Origin of the sequence: Actinokineospora diospyrosa, assembly GCF_024171925.1 — a bacterium.
GTDB lineage: Bacteria > Actinomycetota > Actinomycetes > Mycobacteriales > Pseudonocardiaceae > Actinokineospora > Actinokineospora diospyrosa.
Map to the genome: position 1 here is coordinate 118059 of NZ_JAMTCO010000001.1, position 23596 is coordinate 141654.

The window sequence follows — 23596 nt, forward strand, 5'->3', positions numbered from 1 at the left end:
CCGGGTCACCACGACCGGAGCGTCGCGATGCGCTCCTCGAGCTGCTCGATCGAGGCCATCGCCGTCGGCGGCCCACCGCAGCTGCGGCGGAGCTCACCGTGGATCGTCCCGTGGGGCTTGCCGGTGCGGTGGTGGGCCATCCCCACTAATGCGTTCAACTCCTTGCGCAGCGTCGCCAACCGCTCTTGCACCGACTGCGACCGGGCCTGTACCGGCTCCGCGGGTTTGGCCTCCGCGGCCCGTCTGGTCCGATCCGCGAGCTGCTGCTCTTGGCGCTGCCGCAGCAGGGCTTTGACCTGCTCCGGTTCAAGCAGGCCCGGCAGGCCGAGGTACTCCTCTTCCTCTACCGTGCCCGCCATCGCCGTGGTCCCGAACGACGACCCGTCGAAGATGACCTGGTCGAGCTCGGCGGATGCCCCCAGCGAGGTGAAGGCCTTCTCCTCCTCGCCCAACTCGTCCTTGGTCCGGTTGGCGTCGGCGACGAGGTCGTCGTCCCAGCCCTCCTTCTCCCGGTGGGGCTTGCCCAGGACGTGGTCGCGCTCGGCCTCCAGCTGGCTGGCCAGGTCGAGCAGCACCGGCACCGACGGCAGGAACACGCTCGCCGTCTCACCCTGCTGGCGCACCCGCACGTACCGGCCGATGGCCTGCGCGAAGAACAGCGGCGTGGAGGCGCTGGTCGCGTAGACCCCCACCGCCAGCCGCGGCACGTCGACGCCCTCGCTGACCATCCGGACCGCGACCAGCCAGCGCGAGTCCGAGTCGGCGAACTCCTGGATCCGCCCGGAGGCCTTCGGGTCGTCGGAGAGCACCAGCGTGGGCGCCTGCCCGGTCGCGGTCTCCAGGATCTGCGCGTACGCCTTCGCCGACACGTGGTCCGAGGCGATGACCAGGCCACCCGCGTCCGGCACGTGCTGGCGGACCTGCGTCAACCGGATGTCGGCCGCCCCCAGCACCGACGGGATCCACTCGCCGGAGGGGTCCAGCGCGGTGCGCCAGGCCCTGGCGGTCTGCTCGGCGGTCAGCGGCTCGCCCAGCCGCGCGGTGAACTCCTCGCCCGCGCTGGTCCGCCAGCTCGCCTCACCCGAGTACGCGAGGAAGATCACCGGCCGGACGACGCCGTCGCGCAGCGCGTCGGAGTAGCCGTAGGTGTGGTCCGAGCGGCTGCGCTGGAACCCCTGGCCGTCCGGCTCGTAGTCCACGAACGGGATCGGCGAGTCGTCGCTGCGGAACGGGGTGCCGGTCAGCGCCAGCCTGCGGGTCGCGGGCGTGAACGCCTCGCGGACAGCGTCGCCCCAGCTCTTGGCGTCGCCGCCGTGGTGGATCTCGTCGAGGATCACCAGCGTCTTGCGCTGCTCGGTGCGCACCCGGTGCAGGCTCGGGTGCGCGGCCACCTGCGCGTAGGTCACCGCGACGCCGCGGAAGTCGCGGGAGGTGGCGCCCATCGAGTTGGTGAAGTTCGGGTCGATCGGGATGCCCGCGGCCGAGGCCGCCGACGCCCACTGGTGCTTGAGGTGCTCGGTGGGCGCGACGATGGTCAGCGACTCCACCGTGCGGTCGGCCAGCAGCTCCGCGGCCACCCGCAGCCCGAACACGGTCTTGCCCGCGCCCGGCGTGGCGACCGCCAGGAAGTCCTTCGGGCGGGTCGTCAGGTACTTCGTCAGCGCTCGGCGCTGCCAGTCGCGCAGCGGGCGCGCCGCGGGGGGCTGCGCACGGGTCTCCGGTTCCACCTCGGCCCGGGTCACGGGATGCCCCAGCTCCTCTCCACCTGCTCCAGACACGGCGATGCCCTCAGCGGGTCGGCACGAGACCGGGTTGAGGGCGTCCGTGAGGATACCGCCCGCCCGGCCAAGATCGCCCGCGCCCGCGACACGCCGGGGCACGACCGGGGACCGCGATCAAGCCGATCGCACCCCCATGGACCATGCTTGACCCCGTATGACCGCGCAGCCCGGACCCCAGGACGGCCGCGACGGCACCCCCGGCGGCCCGCCCGCGCGGCGGGGCCCGTCCCGGTTGATCAAGCGCACCCTGTCCAAGGCGTGGGCGGGCAACCTCTTCTCCGAGGCGGCCGAGGCGGCGTTCTGGCAGGTCCTGTCGCTGCCCCCGCTGCTGCTCGGCCTGCTGGGCAGCCTGGGTTTCGTCGCCGAGTGGTTCGGCCCGGACGTGGTCTTGGCGGTGCAGGCCGACATCCTCGACATCTCGCGCAAGGCGTTCAGCGAGAGCGTGGTGACGCAGATCATCCAGCCCACCGTGTCCGACATCCTCACCGTCGGGCGTGGCGAGATCGTCTCCGTCGGCTTCCTCATCTCGCTGTGGGCGGGGTCGTCGGCGATGTCCTCGTTCGTCGACGCGATCACTGTCGCACACGGTCAGTACGGGGTCCGACACGAGGTGTGGCAACGGATCTTCGCGCTGCTGCTCTACGTGGCCAGCCTGGTGCTGCTGATCATCGGCCTGCCGGTGCTCGCGCTGGGACCGGACCTGCTGCCCAACCTGTTCCCGATGTCCTGGCGGCCGACGATCAGCGGGTGGGTGAACATCGCCTACTACCCGGTGATCGGCATCCTCACCGTGCTCGCCCTCGCGACGCTCTACAAGCTCGCCCTGCCGCGGAAACTGCCGTGGCACCGCGGTCTGCCTGGCGCTGTGCTGGCTATGGCGGTGTTTGTCCTGTCTAGCATCGGGTTGCGGCTCTACATAGGCTGGATCACCACAACCGGCTACACCTACGGCGCTCTCGCGACGCCTATCGCATTCCTGTTGTTCGCCTTCTTCATTGGCCTCGCAGTGGTCATCGGCGCCTACTTCAACGCGGCGATCCAAGAGGTGTGGCCCGCCAAGATGACTAAGCGGCAACGGCGGCGCTGGCGGCGGTTGGAGATGGAGAAAGCTGCCGGTAAGAACCGGCAGCGACGGGAAGATCACCCGGAGTCCGCGCCGGAGCCGCTCGCCGATGCCACCCGGTCGAGGGATCGGGACAGCACCGACCACTGAGTCATACTTTTGTATGACCACGGGTTCGCCCCGTGGACTGAGTCGGTCCTCAGCTGCGCTGTGCCAGGATTTCCCCGATTCACCGGTGATGTGGCGCGCGGGGCGCGCCCGGGGGTCATCGGTGTCCGCTCTGGGAGGGGAACTAAGCAGATGTCCGTGCTGGCACGACTCAGCCTGGGCAACCGCGGCCTGGTGGGCTTGCTCAGCCTGCTCATCATCGGCTTCGGCGCCATCGCGCTACCGTCGCTCAAGCAACAACTCCTGCCGTCCATCCAGCTGCCCGCCGCGGTGGTGCTCGCGCCGTACCCGGGCGCGTCGCCGGACGTGGTCGACAGCCAGGTGGCCGAGCCGATATCCGCTGGGGCCAGGGGCATCGCCGGGGTGGAGAAGATCACCACCCAGTCCGCGGAGAGCTCGACGACCATCCAGGTCCAGTTCGTCTACGGCACCGACATGAACGCCGCCGTGGGCCAGCTGCAGCAGTCGGTCAACCGGCTGCGCGCGCAGCTGCCGCAAGGCGTCGAGCCGACCGTGTTGCTGGGCAGCACCGACGACTTCCCGGTCGTGATGCTGGCGGCGACCACCGGTGACGACGAGGTGGCCGCGGCCAAGCGGTTGCGGTCGGAGGTTGTGCCCGCCCTGGAGGGGATCCAGGGTGTGCGCCAGGCCACCGTCAGCGGAGCCCGCACCCAGCAGGTCGTCGTGCGGGTGGACTACGCCAAGCTCGGCGCGGCGGGCGTCGACCCGGCCGCGCTGGCCGCGGTGCTGTCCTCGGCTGGCGCGACCGTCCCGGCGGGCACCATCACCGAGTCCGACAAGACGCTGACCGTGCAGACCGGCGGCCCGCTGAGCGGTGTGGACGACCTGCGCGCGCTCCAGCTGCCCGCACCCGGGAAACCGGTCACCCTCGGCGAGGTCGCGACTGTCGAGTCAGGACTCGCCCCGCCCACCGTGATCACCCGCACCGACGGCAAGCCGACCCTGGGCGTCGTGGTCACCATGACCCGCGACGGCAACGCCGTCGAGATCTCCAAGGCGGTCAACGACAAGCTCGCCGACCTCGAGCGCTCCGCGCAGACCGACCTCACCGTCGTCTTCTCCCAGGGGCCCGAGGTCGAGAAGGCCATCAGCGGCCTGACCACCGAGGGCATGCTCGGCCTCGCCTTCGCGGTCCTGGTGATCCTGCTGTTCCTGCTCTCCATCCGCTCCACCGTCGTCACCGCGGTGTCCATCCCGCTATCGGTCCTGGTGGCGCTACTGGTGATGTGGACAGGCGACCTATCGCTGAACATGCTCACCCTTGGCGCGCTGACGATCGCGATCGGCCGGGTGGTGGACGACTCGATTGTCGTTCTGGAGAACATCAAACGACATCTGGAGTACGGCGAGGAGAAACACCGCGCGATCCTCGATGGCACCAAGGAGGTTGCGGGTGCTGTCACCGCGTCCACTTTGACCACCGTGGCCGTGTTCGCGCCGATCGCGTTCGTCGGCGGTATCGCTGGCGAGTTGTTCGGGCCGTTCTCGCTAACTGTCACAGTTGCGCTTATCGCGTCGCTCTTGGTGTCACTGACGGTCGTTCCGGTTCTGGCGTACTGGTTCCTCAAGCGCCCGCCGGTTGCCGTTGACCCTGCCGCCGCTGAGCGTGCACTGCAGGAGGCGTTGGACAAGGAACGTCGTAGCCCGCTGCAGCGCGCTTATGTACCGGTGCTGCGGTTCGCGACCACGCGCCGGTGGGCCACGATCCTCGTGGCGATCGTCATCTTCGTCCTCACCATGGGGCTGGCGAGCCGCTTGGAGACCAGCTTCATCGATGACAACGGCGGCACGTCGGTTCAACTGAGTCAGGAGTTGCCTCCCGGCGCCAGCCTTGCCGCTCGCGACGCCGCGGCCAAGAAGCTTGAAAGCGTGCTGGAGACGACCCCGGAGATCGAGGTCTACCAGGTCACCGTTGGCACCGACGACCTCTTCGCGGGTTTCGGCGCCAGCAGCGGCGGCAACACCACCGTCTACGCGACCCTCAAGCCGGATGTTGACCGCGCCGCGGTGCTTAAGGGCATCAAGGACCGCCTTGGCGCCGACGCGGGCAAGCTGGAGACCGGTAGCGACACCGGCTCTGGCACGTCGAGCTCCATCGAGGTCGTCGTCACTGCACCGGACGCGGCTGGATTGACCGCCGCGGTTAAGACCGTGCAAGACGCTGTGGCGGGGACGCCGGGTCTTACCGACGTGACCAGCGATCTGGCCCGCAGCTCACCGCGTGTGGAGATCGCCGTCAACCAGACCGCCGCGGCAGCCAAGGGCTTGAGCACGCAGACGATCACCCAACTCGCCGCCCAGGCGCTGCGCGGCACCCCGGTCGCCGAACTGCCCATCGGCGACGCCCGCCAGCAGGTCGTGCTGCGCACCGGCACCGCTCCGGCGGACTTGGCCGCGCTCAAGGCGCTGCCGCTGCCCAGCGCGGCTGGCCCGGTCACCCTGGGCCAGGTCGCCACGGTGAGCACGGTCGACGGCCCGGTGCGGGTCACCCGCACCGACGGCGACCGCAGCACCACCGTCACCGCCAAGTCGACCTCGTCGGACCTGGGCGCGGTCACCAAGGACATGACCGACCGGCTGGGCAAGCTCCAGCTGACCGGCGGCGCGTCCTACAAGGTCGGTGGCGTCAGCGCCGACCAGGCCGACACTTTCGCCGACCTGGGGCTGGCCATGCTGGCCGCCATCGCGATCGTCTTCCTGATCATGGTGGCGACCTTCCGCAGCCTGGTGCAGCCGCTGATCCTGCTGGTGTCCATCCCGTTCGCCGCGACCGGTGCCATCGGCCTGCTGCTGATCACCGGGACCCCGCTCGGCCTGCCGTCGCTGATCGGCATGCTGATGCTGGTCGGCATCGTGGTCACCAACGCCATCGTGCTCATCGACCTGATCAACCAGTACCGGGCCGACGGCATGAGCGTGCGCGACGCGGTGATCGAGGGCGGCCGCAGGCGACTGCGCCCGATCCTGATGACCGCAGCGGCCACGATCTTCGCCCTGCTGCCGATGGCGGCTGGCGTCACCGGGGAGGGCGGGTTCATCGGCAAGCCGCTGGCCCTGGTGGTGATCGGCGGCCTGATCAGCTCCACGCTGCTGACCCTGGTGCTCGTCCCGACCCTCTACACGATGGTCGAGAACTTCAAGGAGCGCCGCCGGGCCAAGCGGGCGGCCAAGCACGCCCCCCGCCCAGCGCCCGAACCCGAACTCCAGCACGTCTGACCCGTGGTGCGCACAGGGCCCGCCTCCCCCGAGGCGGGCCCTGTCGCGCGCTCACACTCTCTCGCTGGCCCACAGCCAGCCAACACTCTTCCCGGCGGCGACCTGTTTGCTGACGCCCTGCTGCCAAGGTGTTGCTGCTAGCGCTCTGCTCGGCGTTGCCCTGCCTGCCAACGTCTTTGCCTGCGGTGTGCTGCTCGGCTGTGCCTGCTGGCCAGGGCTCTACTTGCCACACCTGCCCGGTGACGCGTGTTACGCGCCGTCCGGCGACCCGAAACCCGCCTCCCACCGGCCGGAGTCCATGATCAACTCGCGTGGTGGGGCCCGCCCACCCGGGGTCTGGGGTCCCACGTTCGAGCCTAGCCGAACGGGGTGGTTGTCAAGGGGGGTGCGGGCGGGCTGTGGATGGTGCGGGGGGTTGTGGATGAACCCGGTGGAGGTGCTGGGGCGGGTGCCGGTCAGTCCTTCATCGAGTCGTAGATCTTCTTGCAGTCGGGGCACACCGGTGACCCCGGTTTCGGCGACTTGGTGACCGGGAAGACCTCGCCGCACAGCGCCACGACCATGTTGCCCATGACGGCGCTCTCGACGATCTTGTTCTTCCGGACGTAGTGGAACATCTTGGGCGTGTCGTCGCCCGTGGTCTCGGTGCCCTCTGGCCGCGTGTCGACGTCCGGCCGAGTCTGCGTTGGTGCGCTCACCGGTCCATTCTGACACCCGCACCGGCCCGGGCTGACCCGGAAGTGCTGCCGCGGGCGGGTTCGCCCTGGCAGGATGCGCGCATGTTCCAGAAGGTCCTCGCGGGGTTCGGCGCCGGTGGTGCCAAGGTCGACGCCCAGATCCTCGACCGGGCGGGCCGCCCGGGTGGTGCGTTGCGCGGTGAGGTGCACCTGCTCGGCGGCAGCGTCGACCAGCAGGTGGAGGCGCTCGGGGTGGCGCTGCTGGCCAGGGTCGACACCCCGGAGGGGCCGCGCGACCTGCCCGTGCAGCAGGTCCACCTGGCGGGCCGGGAGCTGGTCCGGGCGGGCAGCCGGGTCACCGTGCCGTTCGAGGTCCGGATGCCGTGGGAGACCCCGATCACCTCGGTGCTCGGCAAGCACCTGGTCGGCATGGCCGTCGGCCTGCAGACCACCCTCGACCTGGCCGGGTCGGTCGTCGACGCCCAGGACGTCGACGCGGTGGCGATCGAGCCGCTGCCCGCCCAGCACCGCGTCCTCGACGCCCTCAGCAGGCTCGGCTACACCTTCCGCGCCGCCAACCTCGAACGCGACCGCCTCGACGGCGTCGACCAGCAGCTCCCCTTCTTCCAGGAGATCACCTTCGACGCCCCCGCGGCCTCGGGCCTCAAGTCGGTCGCGCTGACCTTCCTCGCCGGGCCGCAGGAGCTGCAGGTGGTGCTGGACGCGGTCAAGCAGGTCCGGGTCGCCAAGGGCGGCGGGCTCGGCGGGCGCACGCAGTCGTTCCTGGGGTCCTTCGTGGTCCGCGACATCAACGCCCCCTGGGAGCGCCAGCTCGAAGGCTGGCTCCGCCAGGTCGCCGCCCCGCGCGGGATCTTCGACTAAAGACACCGCCAGCGAGCAACAGCCCCCTCACGCGCTCTGAGGGGGCTGCTAGTCGTGCTCCGCTAGTCGGGTACGCAGGGTGATGATCGCCGCGGGCCTGAAGCGGTGCTACTGGCGGGTTCGATCGGGGCGCGCGAGCGCGGGTGAGATGGCCGGAGCGTGTCCTGGGGGTTACGTTCGTTACCGGATCGTGTCCAAGCAAGTGGGTCTGAATCGAAACAGTGTGCTTTCGCCCACTGCGGCGCAGGCATATGTTGTGCCGCACAACATTCTCCTTGGACGAGAGCCGCCCGGGCCCAGGTGGTGCGTCACGATCGCGGAAGGGACTCTTCGATGCGGTGGACAAGACTGGCGGCGGTTACCGTCTGTGCGCTCTCGCTGGTGGCCTGCGGTGCCAACCAGGCGACGCCCCCGGCCTCGGGGGGTTCCTCCGGGAACACCACCGAGGCGCCGAGCGGGGGGATCAAGGTCGGCGTGATCCTGCCCGAGACGGCCACCTCGGCGCGGTGGGAGGGCTTCGACAAGCCCATGATCGAGGCGGCGATGAAGGCCCAGGGCATCGACGCCGACGTGCAGAACGCGCAGGGCGACGTGCAGAAGTTCAGCACCCTGGCGGACGGCATGATCAGCCAGGGGGTCAAGGTCCTGGTGATCGCGGCCATCAACAGCGAGGTCGGCTCCTCGGTCGCGGCGAAGGCCAAGGCCCGCGGCATCCCCACCATCGACTACGACCGGCTCAACCTCGGCGGCAGCTCCGACTACTACGTGTCCTTCGACAACGTCAAAGTCGGTGAGCTGCAGGGGCAGGGGCTCGCCGACGCGCTGAAGGCCAAGCCGGGCGCGCAGGTCATCGAGATCGAGGGCGCGCCGACCGACAACAACGCCACGCTGTTCCACAATGGACAGCAGAACGTGCTCAAGCCGCTCTACGACGCGGGCACGCTCAAGCTGGTGCAGTCCCAGGCGATCGACGGCTGGGACAACCAGAAGGGCGGCGTCACCTTCGAGCAGATCCTCACCGCCAACGGCGGCAAGGTCGACGGCGTCGTCGCGGCCAACGACGGCCTCGCTGGCGCGGTGATCACCGTGCTGCGCAAGAACGGGCTCAACGGCAAGGTCCCGGTGACCGGCCAGGACGCGACCCCCGACGGGCTGATGGCCGTGCTGCGCGGCGACCAGTACATGACCGTGTTCAAGCCGATCAAGGCCGAGGCCGAGGCGGCGGCCAAGCTCGCCGCCGCGCTGGCCAAGGGCGACACCGCGGCCGCCGACCAGATCGCCAACGGCACCAGCGACGACCCCAAGGGCAACCGCAAGGTCAAGTCGCTGCTGCTGGAACCGCAGCTCACCACCAAGGACAACGTCAAGACCGTGGTGGAGCAGGGCTACGTCAAGGCGGGCGACATCTGCGGCGGCGACCTGGCCGCGGTCTGCGCGCAACTGGGCATCAGCTGACGACCCGCCCCCGCCCGCGGCTCGGACACCGCGGGCGGGGGCGACCCCTTCGACGGGAGAACGGCCATGAGCGAACCGATCCTGGAACTGACCGGGCTCAACAAGAGCTTCGGCCCGGTCCACGTGCTGCACGACGTCGACTTCACCGTCCGCGCGGGCGAGGTCACCGCGCTGGTGGGGGACAACGGCGCCGGGAAGTCCACTTTGGTCAAGTGCGTCGCGGGCATCCACCCGATGGACTCCGGCGCGGTGCACTTCAACGGCGAGCGGGTCGCCATCGCCGGTCCGCGCGACGCGGCCGACCTGGGCATCGAGGTCGTCTACCAGGACCTCGCGCTGGCCGACAACCTCGACATCGTGCAGAACATGTTCCTCGGCCGCGAGCGCGGCAGCGGCTGGCTGCTCGACGAGGCCGCGATGGAGCAGGCCGCGCGGGAAACGCTGGCGTCGCTGTCGGTGCGCACGGTCAAGTCGGTGCGCACCCCGGTCTCGTCGCTCTCCGGCGGGCAGCGGCAGACCGTGGCGATCGCCAAGGCGGTGCTGTGGGAGAGCAAGGTCGTGCTGCTCGACGAACCCACCGCCGCGCTGGGCGTCGCGCAGACCAGGCAGGTGCTCGACCTGGTCCGCAGGCTGGCCGAGCAGGGCCTCGGGGTCGTGCTGATCAGCCACAACATGGCCGACGTGTTCTCCGTCGCCGATCGCATCGCCACCCTCTACCTGGGCCGGATGGTCGCCGAGGTGGCCACCCGCGACGTCACGCACGCCCAGGTCGTCGAGCTCATCACCGCGGGCCGCTCCGGCGACCTTGGCCTGGCCCGCCCCGAGAGCGCCACGGTCTGACGTCCCGACCCGGGTTCACCCGCTTGACCGCCCCCACCCCGATCGCCCAGCCAGAGCGAGGACACCATGACGGGTACCGCCTCCCCCCGCAGCGAGGGGGCCATCGCCGACTTCGGCATCGACACCACGGCCCAGTCCACCGGCGAGGCCGTGCGCGACTACGCGGCCCGGCTGCGCGGCGGTGACCTCGGGTCGCTGCCCGCTGTGCTCGGCCTCACCGCGCTGGTGGTCGTGTTCTGGGCGCTGTCGGACGGGTTCATGACCCTGGACAACACCGCCAACCTGCTCGCCCAGGGCGCGGGCAAGATGATCATCGCCATGGGGCTGGTGTTCGTCCTGCTGCTCGGCGAGATCGACCTGTCGGCGGGCACCGCGTCCGGGGTCTGCGCGGCGGTGATGGCCATGCACTACGTCCGGGCGGGCAACCTGCTCGGCGGCATGGGCAACACGGTCTTCTACGTCTTCGTCGGCGGGCTCGTGGTCGCCGCGCTGCTCGCCCTGCTCATGCGGATCTGGGCAGGCTCGGTGCTCGCGCTGGTCGCCGTGGGCATCGCGCTGTCGGGGGCCGCCCCCAACCCGTGGCTGGAGATGCTGCTCGCGGTGTGCGTCGGCGCGGCGATCGGCGTGATCACCGGGTTCCTGGTCTCCAAGATCGGCATGCCCTCGTTCGTGGTGACGCTGGCGCTGTTCATCACCTGGCAGGGCGTGATCCTGCAGTTCATCGGCGACGGTGGCGTGTTCGGCATCGGCACCCAGCCGGTGCTGTTCTCGGTCGCCAACGGCAACATGTCGGTCGCGGGCAGCTGGGTGCTGTGCGGGGTCGCGGTCGCCGGGTACGCGCTCGTCGTGCTCGGCGAGCACCTGATCAGGCTCAACCGCGGCCTGGTCACCGCGCCGACCCCGATCGTGCTGGCCAAGATCGCCGCGGTCGCCGCCGTCGCGGTCCCGGCCACCTACGCGCTCAACCTCAACCGCTCGCAGAACGACTTCGTGGTCATCCAGGGCGTGCCGTACGTGGTGCCGATCGTGCTGGTCCTGCTGGTCGCGGGCACCTACGTGCTCAACCGCACCCGCTACGGCAGGCACATCTACGCCGTCGGCGGCAACGCCGAGGCGGCCAGGCGCGCGGGTATCAACGTCGCCAGGATCCGGGCGAGCGTGTTCGTGGTGGCCTCCTCGACCGCGGCGCTCGGCGCGATCGTGTACTCGTCCAAGGTGGGGTCGGTCGACCCGCAGGCCGGTGGCCTCAATACCCTGCTGTTCGCCGTGGGGGCCGCCGTCATCGGCGGCACGTCGCTGTTCGGCGGGCGCGGCAAGGTCTTCCACGCGGTGGTCGGTGGGCTGGTGCTCGCCGTCGTCGAGAACGGGTTGGGCCTGCTCAAGCAGCCCGCGGCGGTGGTGAACATCATCACCGGGCTCGTACTGTTGCTCGCGGCGACCGTCGACGCACTCTCCCGTAGGCGGGCGGCTAGCAAGTAGGAGGGCGAGCAGGTGACCAGCACACCCACGGCGGGCGCGCGTCCCGACGAGGTGCGCAGGCACAACCGCACCGCCCTCTTGCGCAGGCTGCACGTCGGCGGTCCGTGCACGCGGGCAGCTCTCGCCACCGAGCTCGGTCTTAACCGGAGCACGATCAAAGCCTTGGTCGATGGGCTCGCCGAGTCCGGGGTAGTCGAAGAGCGCGTTCCTCGTGCCCGCTCCGGGGCGGGTCGCCCGTCGCTGTTGGTGCTACCGCAGCCGCTCGCCGCGGTAGTCCTAGCGGTGGACATCCGGGTCGAGCAGGTCGCTATCGCCTTGGTCGGGCTCGGTGGGCAGATGCTCGGTCGCGACAGCTGGAACCTGCGCGGTAGGGCTGCCGAGCCCGCCGAGATCATCACCCGCATCATCGAGTCGACCCGGCTGCTCGCCGAGGAGCTCGACGTCCGGATGATCGCGGGCGGGGTGTCGGTGCCCGGCGTCGTCCGCCGCGGCGACGGGTACGTGCACGAGGCGCCGAACCTCAAGTGGACCGGGGTCCCGTTGGGCGACCGGCTCACCGCCGCCTTCGGCGTCCCGGTGCGGGTGGCCAACGACGCCGAGATCGCCGCCCTCGCCGAACACCTGCGCGGCGCCGCCCGCGGCTCGCTGGACGCGGTGTACGTCTCGGCCGACGTCGGCGTCGGCGGCGGCGTCATCTCCGACGGGGCGACCCTGCGCGGCACCGCGGGCTACGTCGGCGAACTCGGCCACATGGTCGTCAACCCCGACGGTCGCCCCTGCTACTGCGGCAGCCACGGCTGCTGGGAGACCGAGGTCGGCGAGATCGCCCTCTGCCGCGCCCTCGACCTGCCGGAGCACTCCCCGCGCGGCATGGTCGTGGCCGAGCTGCGCGCCCTCTCCGCGCACCCCGACCAGGTCCGCGCCGCCCTCGGCGACTTCACCCGCTGGCTCACCACGGGCCTGATCACGATCGTCAACGTCTTCGGCCCCGAACTCGTCGTGCTGGGCGACCTGTTCACCGCGCTGCCCGCCTCCCTGGTCACCGAGGTCGCCGCGGCCGTCGCCGAGCGCAGCCTGGTCAGCAGGGCCATCGGCGGCACCAAGATCGTCACCTCCACCATGGGCGTGGACGTCAAGCTGGTCGGCGCCGCCGAACTCGCCTTCGAGCCGGTCCTGGACATGGTCTGACCATCCCGCACCCGCTCAACACAGCGACGCGGACGTTCGTGACCACCCTTGTCCCAACCCACCTGGCCAGCCTGGACCCCCGGACCCGGCGGCGCCAACCCGCTACCCCGTCAGGTCCGCCCCAGCCCACCTGCTCAGCGCCTGGATACTCGGACCTGGCGGTGTCAATCCAGCCCGCTCTCGTCGGCCCTGCCAACCCAGCGCGTGGACAGTCGGACCCGTCGGTGCCAACCCAGCTGCCGTCAGGTCCGCCCCAGCCCACCTTCCCAGCGCCTGGACAGTCGGACTCGCTGGTGCCAAGTGCTCGATGGGGTGGACCTGTTTTGTGTGGGGGAGCGGCACCCGTAGCGTTTCCGCGCGGCAGGGCCAGTCTTTTGGGCCCCTGCTTTGCGGTCCTGCCACGGGTGTCGTAGGGGCCCCGCACAAAACAGGTCCACCGCATCGAGCTTGTCGCATTGTCGCGGATCGGACGCCGAGGTTGCCGCTAGGCAACGAGGCCGTCCGCCCGGGTCGCCGAGCTCGCCGCCAGGCGACGAGGCCGACCCCGGACCCGAAGGCCGCATCCCCAACCCCGGCCTACCCCAAGATCATCTGATTCAAGAGCCCCCGATATACAGCCTACCGACGCAGCCCGACAAAACGGACACGCCAACCCCACGCCTGTGGATAACTCCCAAGGCAAGCCCAGCAGCACCCCCGGCGCCCCGCGCGCACCGGGCACCCCGCGCGTACCTGGCGTTCGAGCTCCTCACCGACACCGACACCACCCGAGGCCCGTGCTCGACCACGTCCGCGCCAGGCGTGGCCGGGAACGCCGAACGGGCGGGACCCGTGGGGTCCCGCCCGTTCGCTCGTTGGTGGTCAGTGGGGCGCCGTGGCTGAAGGATCAGCCCTTCTGGAGTTCGGCGGCCATCTCGCGCAGCCGGTCCTCGTGGGCCCTCGCGTGGTGTCCGCAGAACAGCAGCTCGCCTCCGGAGGGAAGCACGGCGCGAACCTGGGCGGCCGCACCGCACCGGTCACACCGGTCGGCGGCGGTCAGCTCCTGGCGGGTGAGCGTCGTCGTCGTCATGGGAGTTCTCCCTCCGTCCGGCACCGGTTTTGTTCCCGGTGCCCTTATCGGCTGCGGTCACGGAGGCGAACTCTCCGCCGTGGTCGCGCTTCCTACTCTTACAGACGCTCGGGGCTCCGGCAGTGTTCCCGCGCCTGTTCTCAGCGCGGGCGGCCACTGATTAACCCGGATGGCCCAGAGTTCTGGCCGATTCGGGCCCCACGCTGGGCTTCTTCCAGCGGCGGGGTGGTGGTTACCCGATGTTGTTCCCTACGTAGTTCACCATCGGCGAACGCGGATCCGGTAGTAGGGAAAGCCAGATGGCCTTCGGGAGCGGAACGGTTGCCCCATCTCGGCCACGCCGGGTAGCCACCCGCGCACGGCGAGGTGGTCGTCGCGGCCGATTCCACCAGCAAGGGCCGCCCACCCTGCTCGAGTGGACGGCCCTTGCGGTGACGACGCGGTTTATTCGAGGTAGTCGCGCAGCACCTGCGACCGCGACGGGTGCCGGAGCTTGGACATGGTCTTGGACTCGATCTGGCGGATCCGCTCGCGGGTGACCCCGTAGACCTGACCGATCTCGTCGAGGGTGCGCGGCTGGCCGTCGGTGAGGCCGAAGCGCAGCCGCACGACACCCGCCTCGCGCTCGGACAGCGTCGCCAGGACCGACTGGAGCTGGTCCTGCAGCAGCGTGAAGGACACCGCGTCGACCGCGACCACGGCCTCGGAGTCCTCGATGAAGTCACCGAGCTGGCTGTCGCCCTCGTCGCCGATGGTCTGGTCGAGCGAGATGGGCTCCCGGGCGTACTGCTGGATCTCCAGCACCTTCTCCGGGGTGATGTCCATCTCCTTGGCCAGCTCCTCCGGCGTCGGCTCGCGGCCGAGGTCCTGGAGCAGCTCGCGCTGGATGCGACCGAGCTTGTTGATGACCTCGACCATGTGCACCGGGATGCGGATGGTGCGGGCCTGGTCGGCCATCGCGCGGGTGATCGCCTGGCGGATCCACCACGTCGCGTAGGTGGAGAACTTGTAGCCCTTGGTGTAGTCGAACTTCTCCACCGCGCGGATCAGACCCAGGTTCCCCTCCTGGATCAGGTCCAGGAAGGCCATGCCGCGGCCGGTGTAGCGCTTGGCCAGCGACACCACCAGGCGCAGGTTGGCCTCGAGCAGGTGGTTCTTGGCCCGCTCACCGTCGCGCACGATCCACCGCAGGTCGCGGCGCATCTGCGGCTGCAGCTTCTCGTTGTCGTCCTCGGACTTGCGCACCCGCTCCGCGGCGTAGAGGCCAGCCTCGATCCGCTTGGCGAGTTCGACCTCCTCCTCGGCGTTGAGCAGGGCGACCTTGCCGATCTGCTTGAGGTAGGCGCGGACCGAGTCGGCGGAGGCGGTGAGCTCGGCGTCCTTGCGGGCCTGCCGCAGCGCCTCGGACTCCTCCTCGTCCCAGACGAAGTCGCCCTCCTTGGACTCCTTCGGGTCCTTCTCCTCGGGCTCCTCGACGGGCTCCTCGACCGGCTCGACCTCGACCTCCTCGAGGTCGGACAGGTCGGGGTTCTCCAGGTCCTCGGGCTCCTCGCCCTCGGGCCCGTCGCCCTTCTTCGGAGCGGCCTTGCCCGCGGCGGCCTTCTTGGGTGCGCGGGGGGCGGCTGGCTTCTTCGCCGTCGTCTTCGCCGCGCCGGTCAGGTCTTCGTCCTCGGCGCCCTTGGTCGTCTTGGCGGCGCTGGCCGACGCCGTCGAGCGTCGGGTTGCGGTTCGTGCGGCTGCCACGTACGCCCTTTCACAACAGTCCATCACGGCCGCGGCCTGGGTGCGACCAGGCCGATGCCGGGAGTTCGGGGGAGAGCCCTCGGGCTTGTTCCGCCGTGGGCCGTGTTCCATTGTAGCGACGTACGGCGTGTTCCCGGGAAACGCCAAGGTCGCAATGTGTGGATCAGACCCGTCCGGGGCCGCTCAAGCCCCTGTGACCTGGCGCGCAGCCACCGCGGCGCCCACGATCCCGGCGTCGTTGCGCAGCTGCGCGGCGACCACCTTGGTGCGCACGTCCAGCAGCGGGAGCCACTTGTCGGCCTTCTTGCTGACCCCGCCACCGGCGATGATCAGGTCGGGCCAGATCAGGTCCTCCAGGCCGTTGATGTAGCGGCTGACCCGGCGCGCCCAGTCCTCCCATGACAGGTCCTTCTCCTCTTTGACCGATGCCGCCGCCCTGGTCTCGGCGTCGTGGCCGTCGATCTCGAGGTGTCCGAACTCGGTGTTGGGCACGAGCTCGCCGTCGAGGAACAGGGCGCTGCCGATCCCGGTGCCGAAGGTCAGCAGCACCACGACGCCCTCCCGGTCGTCGGTCCGCCCGTAGCTGATCTCGGCGATCCCGGCCGCGTCCGCGTCGTTGAGCACCACGACGTCGCTCTCGGGCCTGCCGAGCCGCTTGGCGAACAGCGCGGCGGCGTCGGTCCCGATCCACGCCTTGTCGATGTTGGCCGCCGAGCGCGCCACGCCCCGCTTCACCACCGCGGGCAGGGTCACCCCCAGCGGCCCGGTCCACCCGAACCGGTCCACGATCTCGGCCACGACCTCGGCGACCGCCTCCGGACTCGACGGCGACGGCGTCGGGATGCGCAGCCGCTCCCCGGCCAGCGCCCCCACCTCCAGGTCGACCTCGCACCCCTTGATGCCCGATCCGCCGATGTCCACGCCGAAGCCGCGGGCTACACCCATCCCCGGTCCTCTCGTACTCGATTCAGTCCGTGGGCCAGACATTAGCCGCCGGTCAGGGGGTGTGGTCGGATAGCCGGGTGCGAGACCTAGCCGAGATCGCGGTATCCGTCGCCACCCAGGCGGGTGAGTTGGTCGAGTCCACCCGCCCCAACGCCATCCACCACGTCGCCACCAAGTCCACCCGAACCGACGTCGTCACAGCCGCCGACAAAGCCGCCGAAGACCTCATCCGCGACCGCCTGACCACCCTCCGCCCGGGTGACGCGGTCTTGGGCGAGGAAGCGGGCGGCACCACCGGCTCCGGCATCACCTGGGTGGTCGACCCGATCGACGGAACCGTGAACTACCTCTACGGCTACCCCTGGTACGCGATCTCCGTGGCCGCCCAGGTGGACGGCGTGTCCGTGGCGGGTGCTGTCGTGGAACCAGCATCTGGACGGACCTGGTGGGCCGCTAAAGGCGAGGGCGCCTGGCTTAATGGCACCCGCTTGAGCGTGTCATCCCCGGTAGACCTGTCAGTGACCCTTCTCGCTACCGGCTTCTCTTACTCGGCCCCCCGCCGCCGCGCCCAGGCGGCGGCTGTCGCAGCACTGCTGGGAAACATCCGAGACATCCGCCGAAGCGGCTCCGCCGCTTTGGACCTTTGCGCGGTAGCAGCGGGCTGGGTGGACGCGTATTGCGAACGAGGCCTGTCTCGGTGGGACTGGGCAGCGGGGGCCTTGATCGCGGCTGAGGCGGGCGCGCATGTGGAGCTACCGGGAGACGCAATCGAACTAGGCGAGGACGCAATCTTCGCGGCGGCTCCCTCTATCGCGGGGGATTTGCGGGCGGCGCTGATTGATGCGGGGATGGGCTCCTTTTAGCGACCTTGGGACAAGCGGCCGACTTCCTTGGAGCGGTGGCCGCATCCCAGCCCGCTCTCGTCGGCCCTGCCAACACAGCACCTGGACACTCGGACCCGTCGGTGCCAACCCGCCCTCCGTCAGGTCTGCCCCAACCCACCCACTCAGCACCTGGACACTCGGACCCTGCGGTGCCAAACCAACCCGCCCTCGTCTGCCCTGCCATCCCAGCCCGCGCTCCTCGGAGTCGCTGGTGCCAGGCCGGCTCGATGGGGCGGACTTGTTTTGCGTGGGGGGACAACACCCGTAGCGTTTCCGCGCGGCAGGGCCTGCTTTTGGGCCCCTGCTTTGCGGTTCTGCGTCGGGTGTTGTAGGGGCCCCGCGCAAAATAAGTTCGCCCCATCGAGCTTGTCGCATTGTCGCGGTTTCCCGCCGATGTTGCCGCCAGGCGACGAGGCGTTTCCCGGAGCCGAAGGCGGAGGCCCGAATCCCTTGCCCCGCACTCCCGGCAACGGCTGACGTCAAGATCAACCTGATCGAAAGCCCCCAAATACACAGCCTACCGAGACGCACCGACACAACGGGAGCACCAAACAGCACCCTGTGGACAGCAGAAGACGTTGTGGACAACCAGTCGTCGCAACCAGTCGCACAGCCAACCCCGAAAGATCAACTATTCCAAGAGCCCCCGATATACAGCCTACCGAGAAGGCCCAACAAAACGGGAGCAGCGATCAGCGGCCTGTGGACAAGCGATCCCGTTGTGGACAACCTCACCCCAGCGAATAACAAGCAGCCCGCACAGCCGCCGCGACCAAACCCGCCCGCAACGCCACCGTGAATGGGTGAGTGAGCTGGCTCAGCACCCCTCCGACCGGGCTGAATCCAACAGCGCCTGGTCGATCGGCGCGGCCGTTGAGCCGTCGTTCTGCAGGCCGCCTTCAGTTCCCGGGTTGGCTTGCGCCCATTCCGCCAGCACGTCCAGCACCCGCCGCGCGGAGGCGGTCGGCTGCAGGTGGTCGAACTTCTTCCCCAGGGCCAGGTCCACCGTCGCGTCTTGGCGCTCGTCTCGGACGAGTTCCGCGCACGGGTCGACCAGGCTCAGGGTTCGGGCCACGCCCATGCCCTGCTGGCCGAACCGGATCTGGGCGCGGCAGCTCAGGGAGCCGTTCGGGTAGAGGGCGTCGTTACCGGGTTCGCCGATCTGGGTGAAACCCAGGTCGCGCAGGGCCTCGGTGACCGCGCCCGCCAACCGGTTCTGGCCGCTGGCGTTGACGACCCGGACCAGGCCGCCCGCGGCGGGGCTGGGCGGGGTGCGGTCCAGGGCGTCGACGGGGAGTTGCTGGCCAAGGGTGGGCAGCGGCTGGCCCTCGACCGGGACGACCGCGGGCGGCGGGTCGCACGCCTGGGCCGTGGTGACGGCGCCGTCGGTCTGGATGACGCGGAGCCAGACGATGCCCGCGACGAGGCCCAGGACGGCCATCAGGACAACGGCGGGCAACGGCCGCCGCCTGCGGTAGCGCTGAGCCCTCAGACCGCCGGTAGACACGAGCGGACCCTCCCTACGGGCCCCATGGCCCCACCCCCTGGACGCCGGACCCGGGTCGCACACCTGGGCCGTCAGTCGTCGCCGCCAGCCTATTCGTTTCGGCGCGGGTCGCAGCACGGACCCGCCGGTGTGCCAGGGTGCGCGCACGCCACCACCCGCAGGCGCCTGGTCACCCGTGGGCATCGCACCACGGCGCGGCGGCGTTGGGCAAGCGGGTTCGCCCGGTCCGCGACACACCGGGCACACCGCGTCACCTCCGCTGACACACCCAGAGGGGTGACGCTGTGCGCACCGGGTCCCGCCATGGGCTACCCTCTGCCCGCTCCAGTCGCCGAAGACGCCCCGCGGAATCGATTCCGATGGCACCGCGGACCTGACGCGGCCTGCGAGACCTCCGTCACTCGGGTGGCGGGCACAAACCGGGGCGCTGGAACGTTGTCCAGCGGCACGACCCACATCCTGAAGGACCGCAGGGGTGAAATAGATGGCGACCGACTACGACGCACCACGGCGCAGCGAGGCCGACGATCTGGCCGAGGACTCCCTCGAGGAGCTCAAGGCGCGCCGCAACGAGAACCAGTCCGGGGTGGTCGACGTCGACGAGACCGACACCGCGGAGAGCTTCGAGCTACCCGGTGCCGACCTCTCGGCACTGTCCGGTGAGGACCTCACCGTGCGCGTGGTGCCGAAGCAGGCAGACGAGTTCACCTGTTCCAAGTGCTTCCTGGTGCACCACCGCAGCAGGCTGGCCGAGGACGACAACGGCGTGTTCGTCTGCCGCGACTGCGCGTGAGGCTCGACCCCCCGGCAGAGCCTGCCGCGACGCCGGGGGAGCAAGGGCTGGGGAACAGCCGGGTAGCCCAACCGAGGGCACCCGGCTGTTGCTGTACCCAGGCTCTGCCCGCGCGGGCCCACCCGGCCCGACCGACCCAGGCCCGGCCCCGGGCGAGCTCGGGGCTCAGCCGTGCTCGGCCGCGGTCCGCGCCCCGGCGATGACCTCGGCGAGCCGGTGCGGGTGGCGCGTGCTGAACACCCAGTACGGCGTGGGGTCCTCGGGATCGGTGACCCGCACCCGGACCAGCGGCCGCACCCAGCCGCGGTGCAGCAGGAACGCCGCCGGGTCCAGGTTCGGGCCGAGCACCTTGCGCTTGGCCGCCGCCTGCCCGCCCCACTGCCCGGTGTCCTCGGCGCCGAACACCTCGACCTCGCCCGCGAACTCCAGCGGCAGGTGCGCGTCGGCGACCCACAGCTCCCCGTCGACCACCGCGACCCTGGTCGCGCCCGCGCGCAGGATCAGCAGCAGCGTCAGCGGGAGGATCACCACGTACGGCAGCCACGCCCGCACCCCGGGGTAGCCCATGTGGATCTCCGCGGCCAGCAACCCGGCCGCGACCAGGGGCAGCGGCCACCAGTACCAGGTGACGTACAGGCGCTCGCGGTAGGCGGCGCGCGGCTGCGCGGCCGTGCCTGAGGTGTCGGTCACGGGCCCAGGGTAGTCTCGCCGCTCGTGCCCAGCGTGGAGGTCCTGCTCACCCGGTTGGACCCCGGCGTCCCCATCCCGGCCTACGCCCGGCCCGGTGACGCCGGGGCGGATCTGGTGACCACGTCCGACGTGGTCATCCCCCCTGGGGAGCGGGTGCTCGTCGATACCGGCATCGCGATAGCGCTACCGGAGGGGTACGCCGGGTTCGTGCACCCGCGTTCCGGCCTGGCCGCCCGGCTGGGGCTGAGCGTGGTCAACACCCCGGGCACCATCGACGCGGGCTACCGCGGCGAGATCAAAGTCTGTTTGATCAACCACGACCCGCGCGAGACCATCGCGCTGCGCCGGGGCGACCGGATCGCGCAGCTGGTGCTCCAGCGGGTCGAGCACGCGGTGTTCCGCGAGGTGGCCGAGCTCGGCGAGTCCGAGCGCGGCGACGGCGGGTACGGGTCGACCGGTGGGCACGTGGTGCTCGCCGGTTCGGCGGGGTCGGGAAACGCGACGGAGGCGTAGTGGCACTGTTCGGGCGCGGGAGACGCGGACGCGACGAGGACGTCGAGGTCGGCGCCATCACCGGCGATGATGAGGACCTACCCGTCCCGGTGGACGCGCCGGACGGCCCGTACGACGAGGCCGACGCCGCTGACGACGACTTCCCCCGGCTCGACCTGGGGTCGGTGCGCATCCCGGTGCCCGACGGCGCCCAGCTGCAGGTGGAGATGGACCCGTCCGGCTCGGTGCGCGCGGTGCACGTGCTCACCCCGGTCGGCCAGATCACCCTCAACGCCTACGCCGCCCCCCGCTCCGGCGGGCTGTGGCGGGAGGTGTGCGGGGAGCTCGCCGAGCAGCTGCGCGGCGACGGCGCCTCGGTCCGCAGCCACGCCGGTGACTGGGGCCAGGAGCTGAGCGCCTCCCTCGGCGAGATGACGCTGCGGTTCGTCGGCGTCGACGGTCCGAGGTGGATGCTGCGCGGCGTCGTGGCGGGCCCGCCCGAGCTGGCCGACACGAGCGCGGCGGCGCTGCGCGAGTTGGTCCGCAACACGGTCGTGGTTCGGGGTCAGCAGCCGATGCCGGTGCGCACCCCGCTGCAGATCGACCTGCCCAAGGCGATCGCCGAGCACATCGCCTCCCAGCAGCCCGCCGAGTAGCGAGCGCGGTAGGCCCCGCCCGGGCTCGCGGGTTCAGCGTTCGAAACGGGCCCGCAGCCAGGCGAGCACGGTGGCCCGACCGAGCGCTTCCGGGTCCGCGCCCACCGCGGCCAGCGAGGTCGTGCCCAGCCGCCCGTTCGGGAGCGCCGCGACCCACGCCCGTGCGGTCTCGATCGGGTGAACCGGGTCATCGGTGCAGCCCGCCACCCCCGCGGGCACGGCGAGCCCGGCCAACTCCGCCACCGCGGGCCCCGGCTCCGCGGCCGCGACCTCCAGCGAGTCGGCCAACCCCGCGCCGTACCCGGTCCACGCCCGGGTCAGCTCGGCGGCCAGCCACGGCGCCACGCCGGTGACCGCGGTCGCCAAGGCCGCCCCGGTGCCCCTGGCGCGCACGTCAGCCGCGCTGTAGCGGGCGGCGAGGGCAGCGGGCGCGTCCGGACTCACGCCGGTCCACGCGGGAAGGGCGAGCAACAAACCAGCACACCGGTCCGGATTGCTCGCCGCCCACCGCGCCGCGAGGTGCGCGCCCAGCGAGATCCCGCCAACGAGCACCGGCCCGTCGGTCGCCTCCAGCGTCGCCAGATGCGCTCTGACCAGCTCTTTTCCCGGTCGCGGCCGGGGGGTGCGCAGCTCGACGCCGACGGCGGCGAGCGGTCCGGCGAACACGGACCGGACAAACACCTCGTCCGACCCCGTTCCGGGCAGCAGCACCGCGGTTGGCGGCTCGGTCACACTCACGCCTCGATCCTTGTCCAGTGCCCACCCGGCGCGGTTACGCTGATTCGGCATGGGCCGCTGTCGTCGGGGACGGCCCCCTCACGGGAGAAGACTGCGCTATGGCCACCAAGGGGGACGGATATTGGCACCGTCTCGTCAAGCGGCTCACGACCGACGTGGACCAGCTCGACGCGGACGACCTGTCCACGCACGCCGAGGCCCAGGGCGCGCGGCGGGCCTGCGACTGCCGATCCGGTGAAGAGGTCACGGTCTTCGGCAGGTTACGCACCGTGGAGCTGTGCCCGCGCGACGCGGCGGCGACGCTGGAGGCGGAGCTGTTCGACGGGACCGAGGGCGTGACACTAGTGTGGCTCGGGCGCCGCCGTATCCCGGGCATCGAACCTGGCCGGACCGTCAAGGCCCAGGGCAGGATCGCGGTCAGGGACGGGCGCAAGGTGCTCTACAACCCGTACTACGAGCTGCAGACCACGGCTCCCTGACGAAACCGGTGCCATGACCAACCCGGCCGCACATGTCAATGGGTCGGGTGACCCCGACCGCCGTGACGAGTCCACCGGGCCCGCCCCGGAGGTCCTCGAGCCCCAGAGCGGCGAGCCCCAGAACGGGGAACCGGGGCCCGAGGAACCGGAGCCCACGCTGCTGGAGCAGATGGGCGGGATCAGCGGGCTGATCTACTCGTCGGTGCCGGTCCTGGTGTTCGTGCTGGCCAACGCGCTCGGCGGGCTCACCGTCGGCATCTGGAGCGCGCTGGGCAGCGCCGTGCTGATCACCGTCATCCGGGTGGTCCGCAAGGAGCCGCTGCAGCCCGCCATCTCCGGCTTCTTCGGCGTCGGCATCGCCGCGTTCATCGCCTACCAGACCGGCTCCGCAAAGGGCTTCTTCCTCTTCGGGATCTGGACGAGCCTGGTCTACGGCGGTGTGTTCGCCCTGTCCATCCTGTTCCGGTGGCCGCTCGTCGGCGTCATCTGGTCCGGTTTGAACGGGCACGGGCAGGGCTGGCGCAAGGACAAGAAGTCGGTCTTCGCCTACGACCTCGCCACGGCCACCTTCGTCCTCATCTTCGCTGCGCGGTTCATCGTGCAGAAGTGGCTCTACGACGAAGACCTCACCGGTTGGCTCGCCTTCGCCCGCTTGGCCATGGGCTACCCGCTGTTCGCGATCGCCCTGGTCGTGACCGTGTGGGCGGTCCGCAAGGCCCAGCTCCGGCAGAAGGAACTCGAAGAGACCGAGACGATCGACGACGAGACCGTCGAGGCCGCCCTGCGCGCCAAGTACAGCGGCACCCAGGACTGACAAGCACTGACACTGA

Annotated in this window: 21 protein-coding genes; 13 read left to right on the forward strand and 8 right to left on the reverse strand. The window is 70.5% G+C overall.

Features of this window, described 5'->3' with window-relative positions:
• Positions 1-5: 5 nt before the first annotated feature.
• The gene (locus LV75_RS00510) at positions 6-1742 is read right to left on the reverse strand and encodes a DEAD/DEAH box helicase (protein WP_253884553.1); all 1737 of its coding nucleotides are present in this window, start codon (positions 1740-1742) and stop codon (positions 6-8) included.
• 193 nt (positions 1743-1935) lie between these two features.
• Here LV75_RS00510 and LV75_RS00515 point away from each other — a divergent pair, with 193 nt between their 5' ends.
• Positions 1936-2994 (forward strand): YihY/virulence factor BrkB family protein, encoded by a 1059-nt coding sequence (locus tag LV75_RS00515; protein WP_253884554.1) that lies wholly within the window; start codon positions 1936-1938, stop codon positions 2992-2994.
• Between the two features lie 150 nt (positions 2995-3144).
• Positions 3145-6249: an efflux RND transporter permease subunit gene (locus tag LV75_RS00520; RefSeq protein WP_253884555.1), complete on the forward strand. Its 3105-nt coding sequence runs from the start codon at positions 3145-3147 to the stop codon at positions 6247-6249.
• 455 nt (positions 6250-6704) lie between these two features.
• On the opposite strand, the gene LV75_RS00525 is transcribed toward LV75_RS00520, so the two are convergent.
• Positions 6705-6947 carry a DUF3039 domain-containing protein gene (locus LV75_RS00525; RefSeq protein ID WP_204455738.1) on the reverse strand — a complete coding sequence of 81 codons (243 nt, stop codon included), beginning with the start codon at positions 6945-6947 and terminating at the stop codon, positions 6705-6707.
• 81 nt (positions 6948-7028) lie between these two features.
• Here LV75_RS00525 and LV75_RS00530 point away from each other — a divergent pair, with 81 nt between their 5' ends.
• From LV75_RS00530 to LV75_RS00550, 5 genes are all read left to right on the forward strand, one after another.
• Positions 7029-7808, forward strand: coding sequence for a sporulation protein (locus LV75_RS00530; protein ID WP_253884556.1), 780 nt, complete (start codon positions 7029-7031; stop codon positions 7806-7808).
• Positions 7809-8141: 333 nt separating this feature from the next.
• Complete coding sequence (locus LV75_RS00535) at positions 8142-9263, forward strand: sugar ABC transporter substrate-binding protein (protein ID WP_253884557.1); 1122 nt, start codon at positions 8142-8144, stop codon at positions 9261-9263.
• 66 nt (positions 9264-9329) lie between these two features.
• Positions 9330-10103, forward strand: a complete 774-nt coding sequence (locus LV75_RS00540; protein ID WP_253884558.1) for an ATP-binding cassette domain-containing protein — start codon at positions 9330-9332, stop codon at positions 10101-10103.
• Between the two features lie 66 nt (positions 10104-10169).
• Positions 10170-11582, forward strand: a complete 1413-nt coding sequence (locus tag LV75_RS00545) for a sugar ABC transporter permease (RefSeq protein WP_253884559.1) — start codon at positions 10170-10172, stop codon at positions 11580-11582.
• A gap of 12 nt (positions 11583-11594) precedes the next feature.
• The gene (locus LV75_RS00550) at positions 11595-12770 is read left to right on the forward strand and encodes an ROK family protein (protein WP_253884560.1); all 1176 of its coding nucleotides are present in this window, start codon (positions 11595-11597) and stop codon (positions 12768-12770) included.
• Positions 12771-13656: 886 nt separating this feature from the next.
• Here LV75_RS00550 and LV75_RS00555 read toward each other — a convergent pair.
• The 3 genes from LV75_RS00555 to ppgK form a co-directional block, all read right to left on the reverse strand.
• The gene (locus LV75_RS00555; RefSeq protein ID WP_204455733.1) at positions 13657-13839 is read right to left on the reverse strand and encodes a DUF7455 domain-containing protein; all 183 of its coding nucleotides are present in this window, start codon (positions 13837-13839) and stop codon (positions 13657-13659) included.
• Between the two features lie 444 nt (positions 13840-14283).
• On the reverse strand, positions 14284-15582 hold the full coding sequence (locus tag LV75_RS00560; RefSeq protein ID WP_253884561.1) for an RNA polymerase sigma factor: 1299 nt from the start codon (positions 15580-15582) through the stop codon (positions 14284-14286).
• A gap of 183 nt (positions 15583-15765) precedes the next feature.
• The gene (ppgK, locus tag LV75_RS00565; RefSeq protein WP_253884562.1) at positions 15766-16527 is read right to left on the reverse strand and encodes a polyphosphate--glucose phosphotransferase; all 762 of its coding nucleotides are present in this window, start codon (positions 16525-16527) and stop codon (positions 15766-15768) included.
• 77 nt (positions 16528-16604) lie between these two features.
• On the opposite strand from ppgK, the gene LV75_RS00570 reads away from it, so the two are divergent.
• Positions 16605-17390 (forward strand): inositol monophosphatase family protein, encoded by a 786-nt coding sequence (locus tag LV75_RS00570; RefSeq protein WP_308210807.1) that lies wholly within the window; start codon positions 16605-16607, stop codon positions 17388-17390.
• A gap of 838 nt (positions 17391-18228) precedes the next feature.
• Here the strand turns inward: LV75_RS00570 and cei are convergent.
• Positions 18229-18918, reverse strand: a complete 690-nt coding sequence (gene cei / locus LV75_RS00575; protein WP_253884563.1) for an envelope integrity protein Cei — start codon at positions 18916-18918, stop codon at positions 18229-18231.
• A 484-nt stretch (positions 18919-19402) separates the two neighbouring features.
• On the opposite strand from cei, the gene LV75_RS00580 reads away from it, so the two are divergent.
• Positions 19403-19711, forward strand: a complete 309-nt coding sequence (locus LV75_RS00580) for a DUF4193 domain-containing protein (protein WP_253884564.1) — start codon at positions 19403-19405, stop codon at positions 19709-19711.
• A 165-nt stretch (positions 19712-19876) separates the two neighbouring features.
• Here LV75_RS00580 and LV75_RS00585 read toward each other — a convergent pair whose 3' ends face one another.
• Positions 19877-20401, reverse strand: a complete 525-nt coding sequence (locus LV75_RS00585) for a DUF3093 domain-containing protein (protein ID WP_253884565.1) — start codon at positions 20399-20401, stop codon at positions 19877-19879.
• Positions 20402-20425: 24 nt separating this feature from the next.
• Between LV75_RS00585 and dut the strand changes: the two genes are divergently transcribed.
• Together dut and LV75_RS00595 are read left to right on the forward strand one after the other, a co-directional pair.
• Positions 20426-20914 carry a dUTP diphosphatase gene (dut, locus tag LV75_RS00590; RefSeq protein ID WP_253884566.1) on the forward strand — a complete coding sequence of 163 codons (489 nt, stop codon included), beginning with the start codon at positions 20426-20428 and terminating at the stop codon, positions 20912-20914.
• On the forward strand, positions 20914-21549 hold the full coding sequence (locus LV75_RS00595; RefSeq protein WP_372504113.1) for a DUF3710 domain-containing protein: 636 nt from the start codon (positions 20914-20916) through the stop codon (positions 21547-21549). The genes dut and LV75_RS00595 overlap by 1 nt, the downstream gene beginning before the upstream one ends.
• A 33-nt stretch (positions 21550-21582) precedes the next feature.
• Here the strand turns inward: LV75_RS00595 and LV75_RS00600 are convergent, their stop codons facing one another.
• The gene (locus LV75_RS00600; RefSeq protein ID WP_253884567.1) at positions 21583-22287 is read right to left on the reverse strand and encodes an alpha/beta fold hydrolase; all 705 of its coding nucleotides are present in this window, start codon (positions 22285-22287) and stop codon (positions 21583-21585) included.
• 98 nt (positions 22288-22385) lie between these two features.
• On the opposite strand from LV75_RS00600, the gene LV75_RS00605 reads away from it, so the two are divergent.
• Together LV75_RS00605 and LV75_RS00610 are read left to right on the forward strand one after the other, a co-directional pair.
• Positions 22386-22766, forward strand: coding sequence for an OB-fold nucleic acid binding domain-containing protein (locus LV75_RS00605; RefSeq protein WP_253835039.1), 381 nt, complete (start codon positions 22386-22388; stop codon positions 22764-22766).
• A 13-nt stretch (positions 22767-22779) separates the two neighbouring features.
• Positions 22780-23580 carry a DUF3159 domain-containing protein gene (locus LV75_RS00610; RefSeq protein WP_372504114.1) on the forward strand — a complete coding sequence of 267 codons (801 nt, stop codon included), beginning with the start codon at positions 22780-22782 and terminating at the stop codon, positions 23578-23580.
• The last annotated feature ends 16 nt before the right edge of the window (positions 23581-23596 follow it).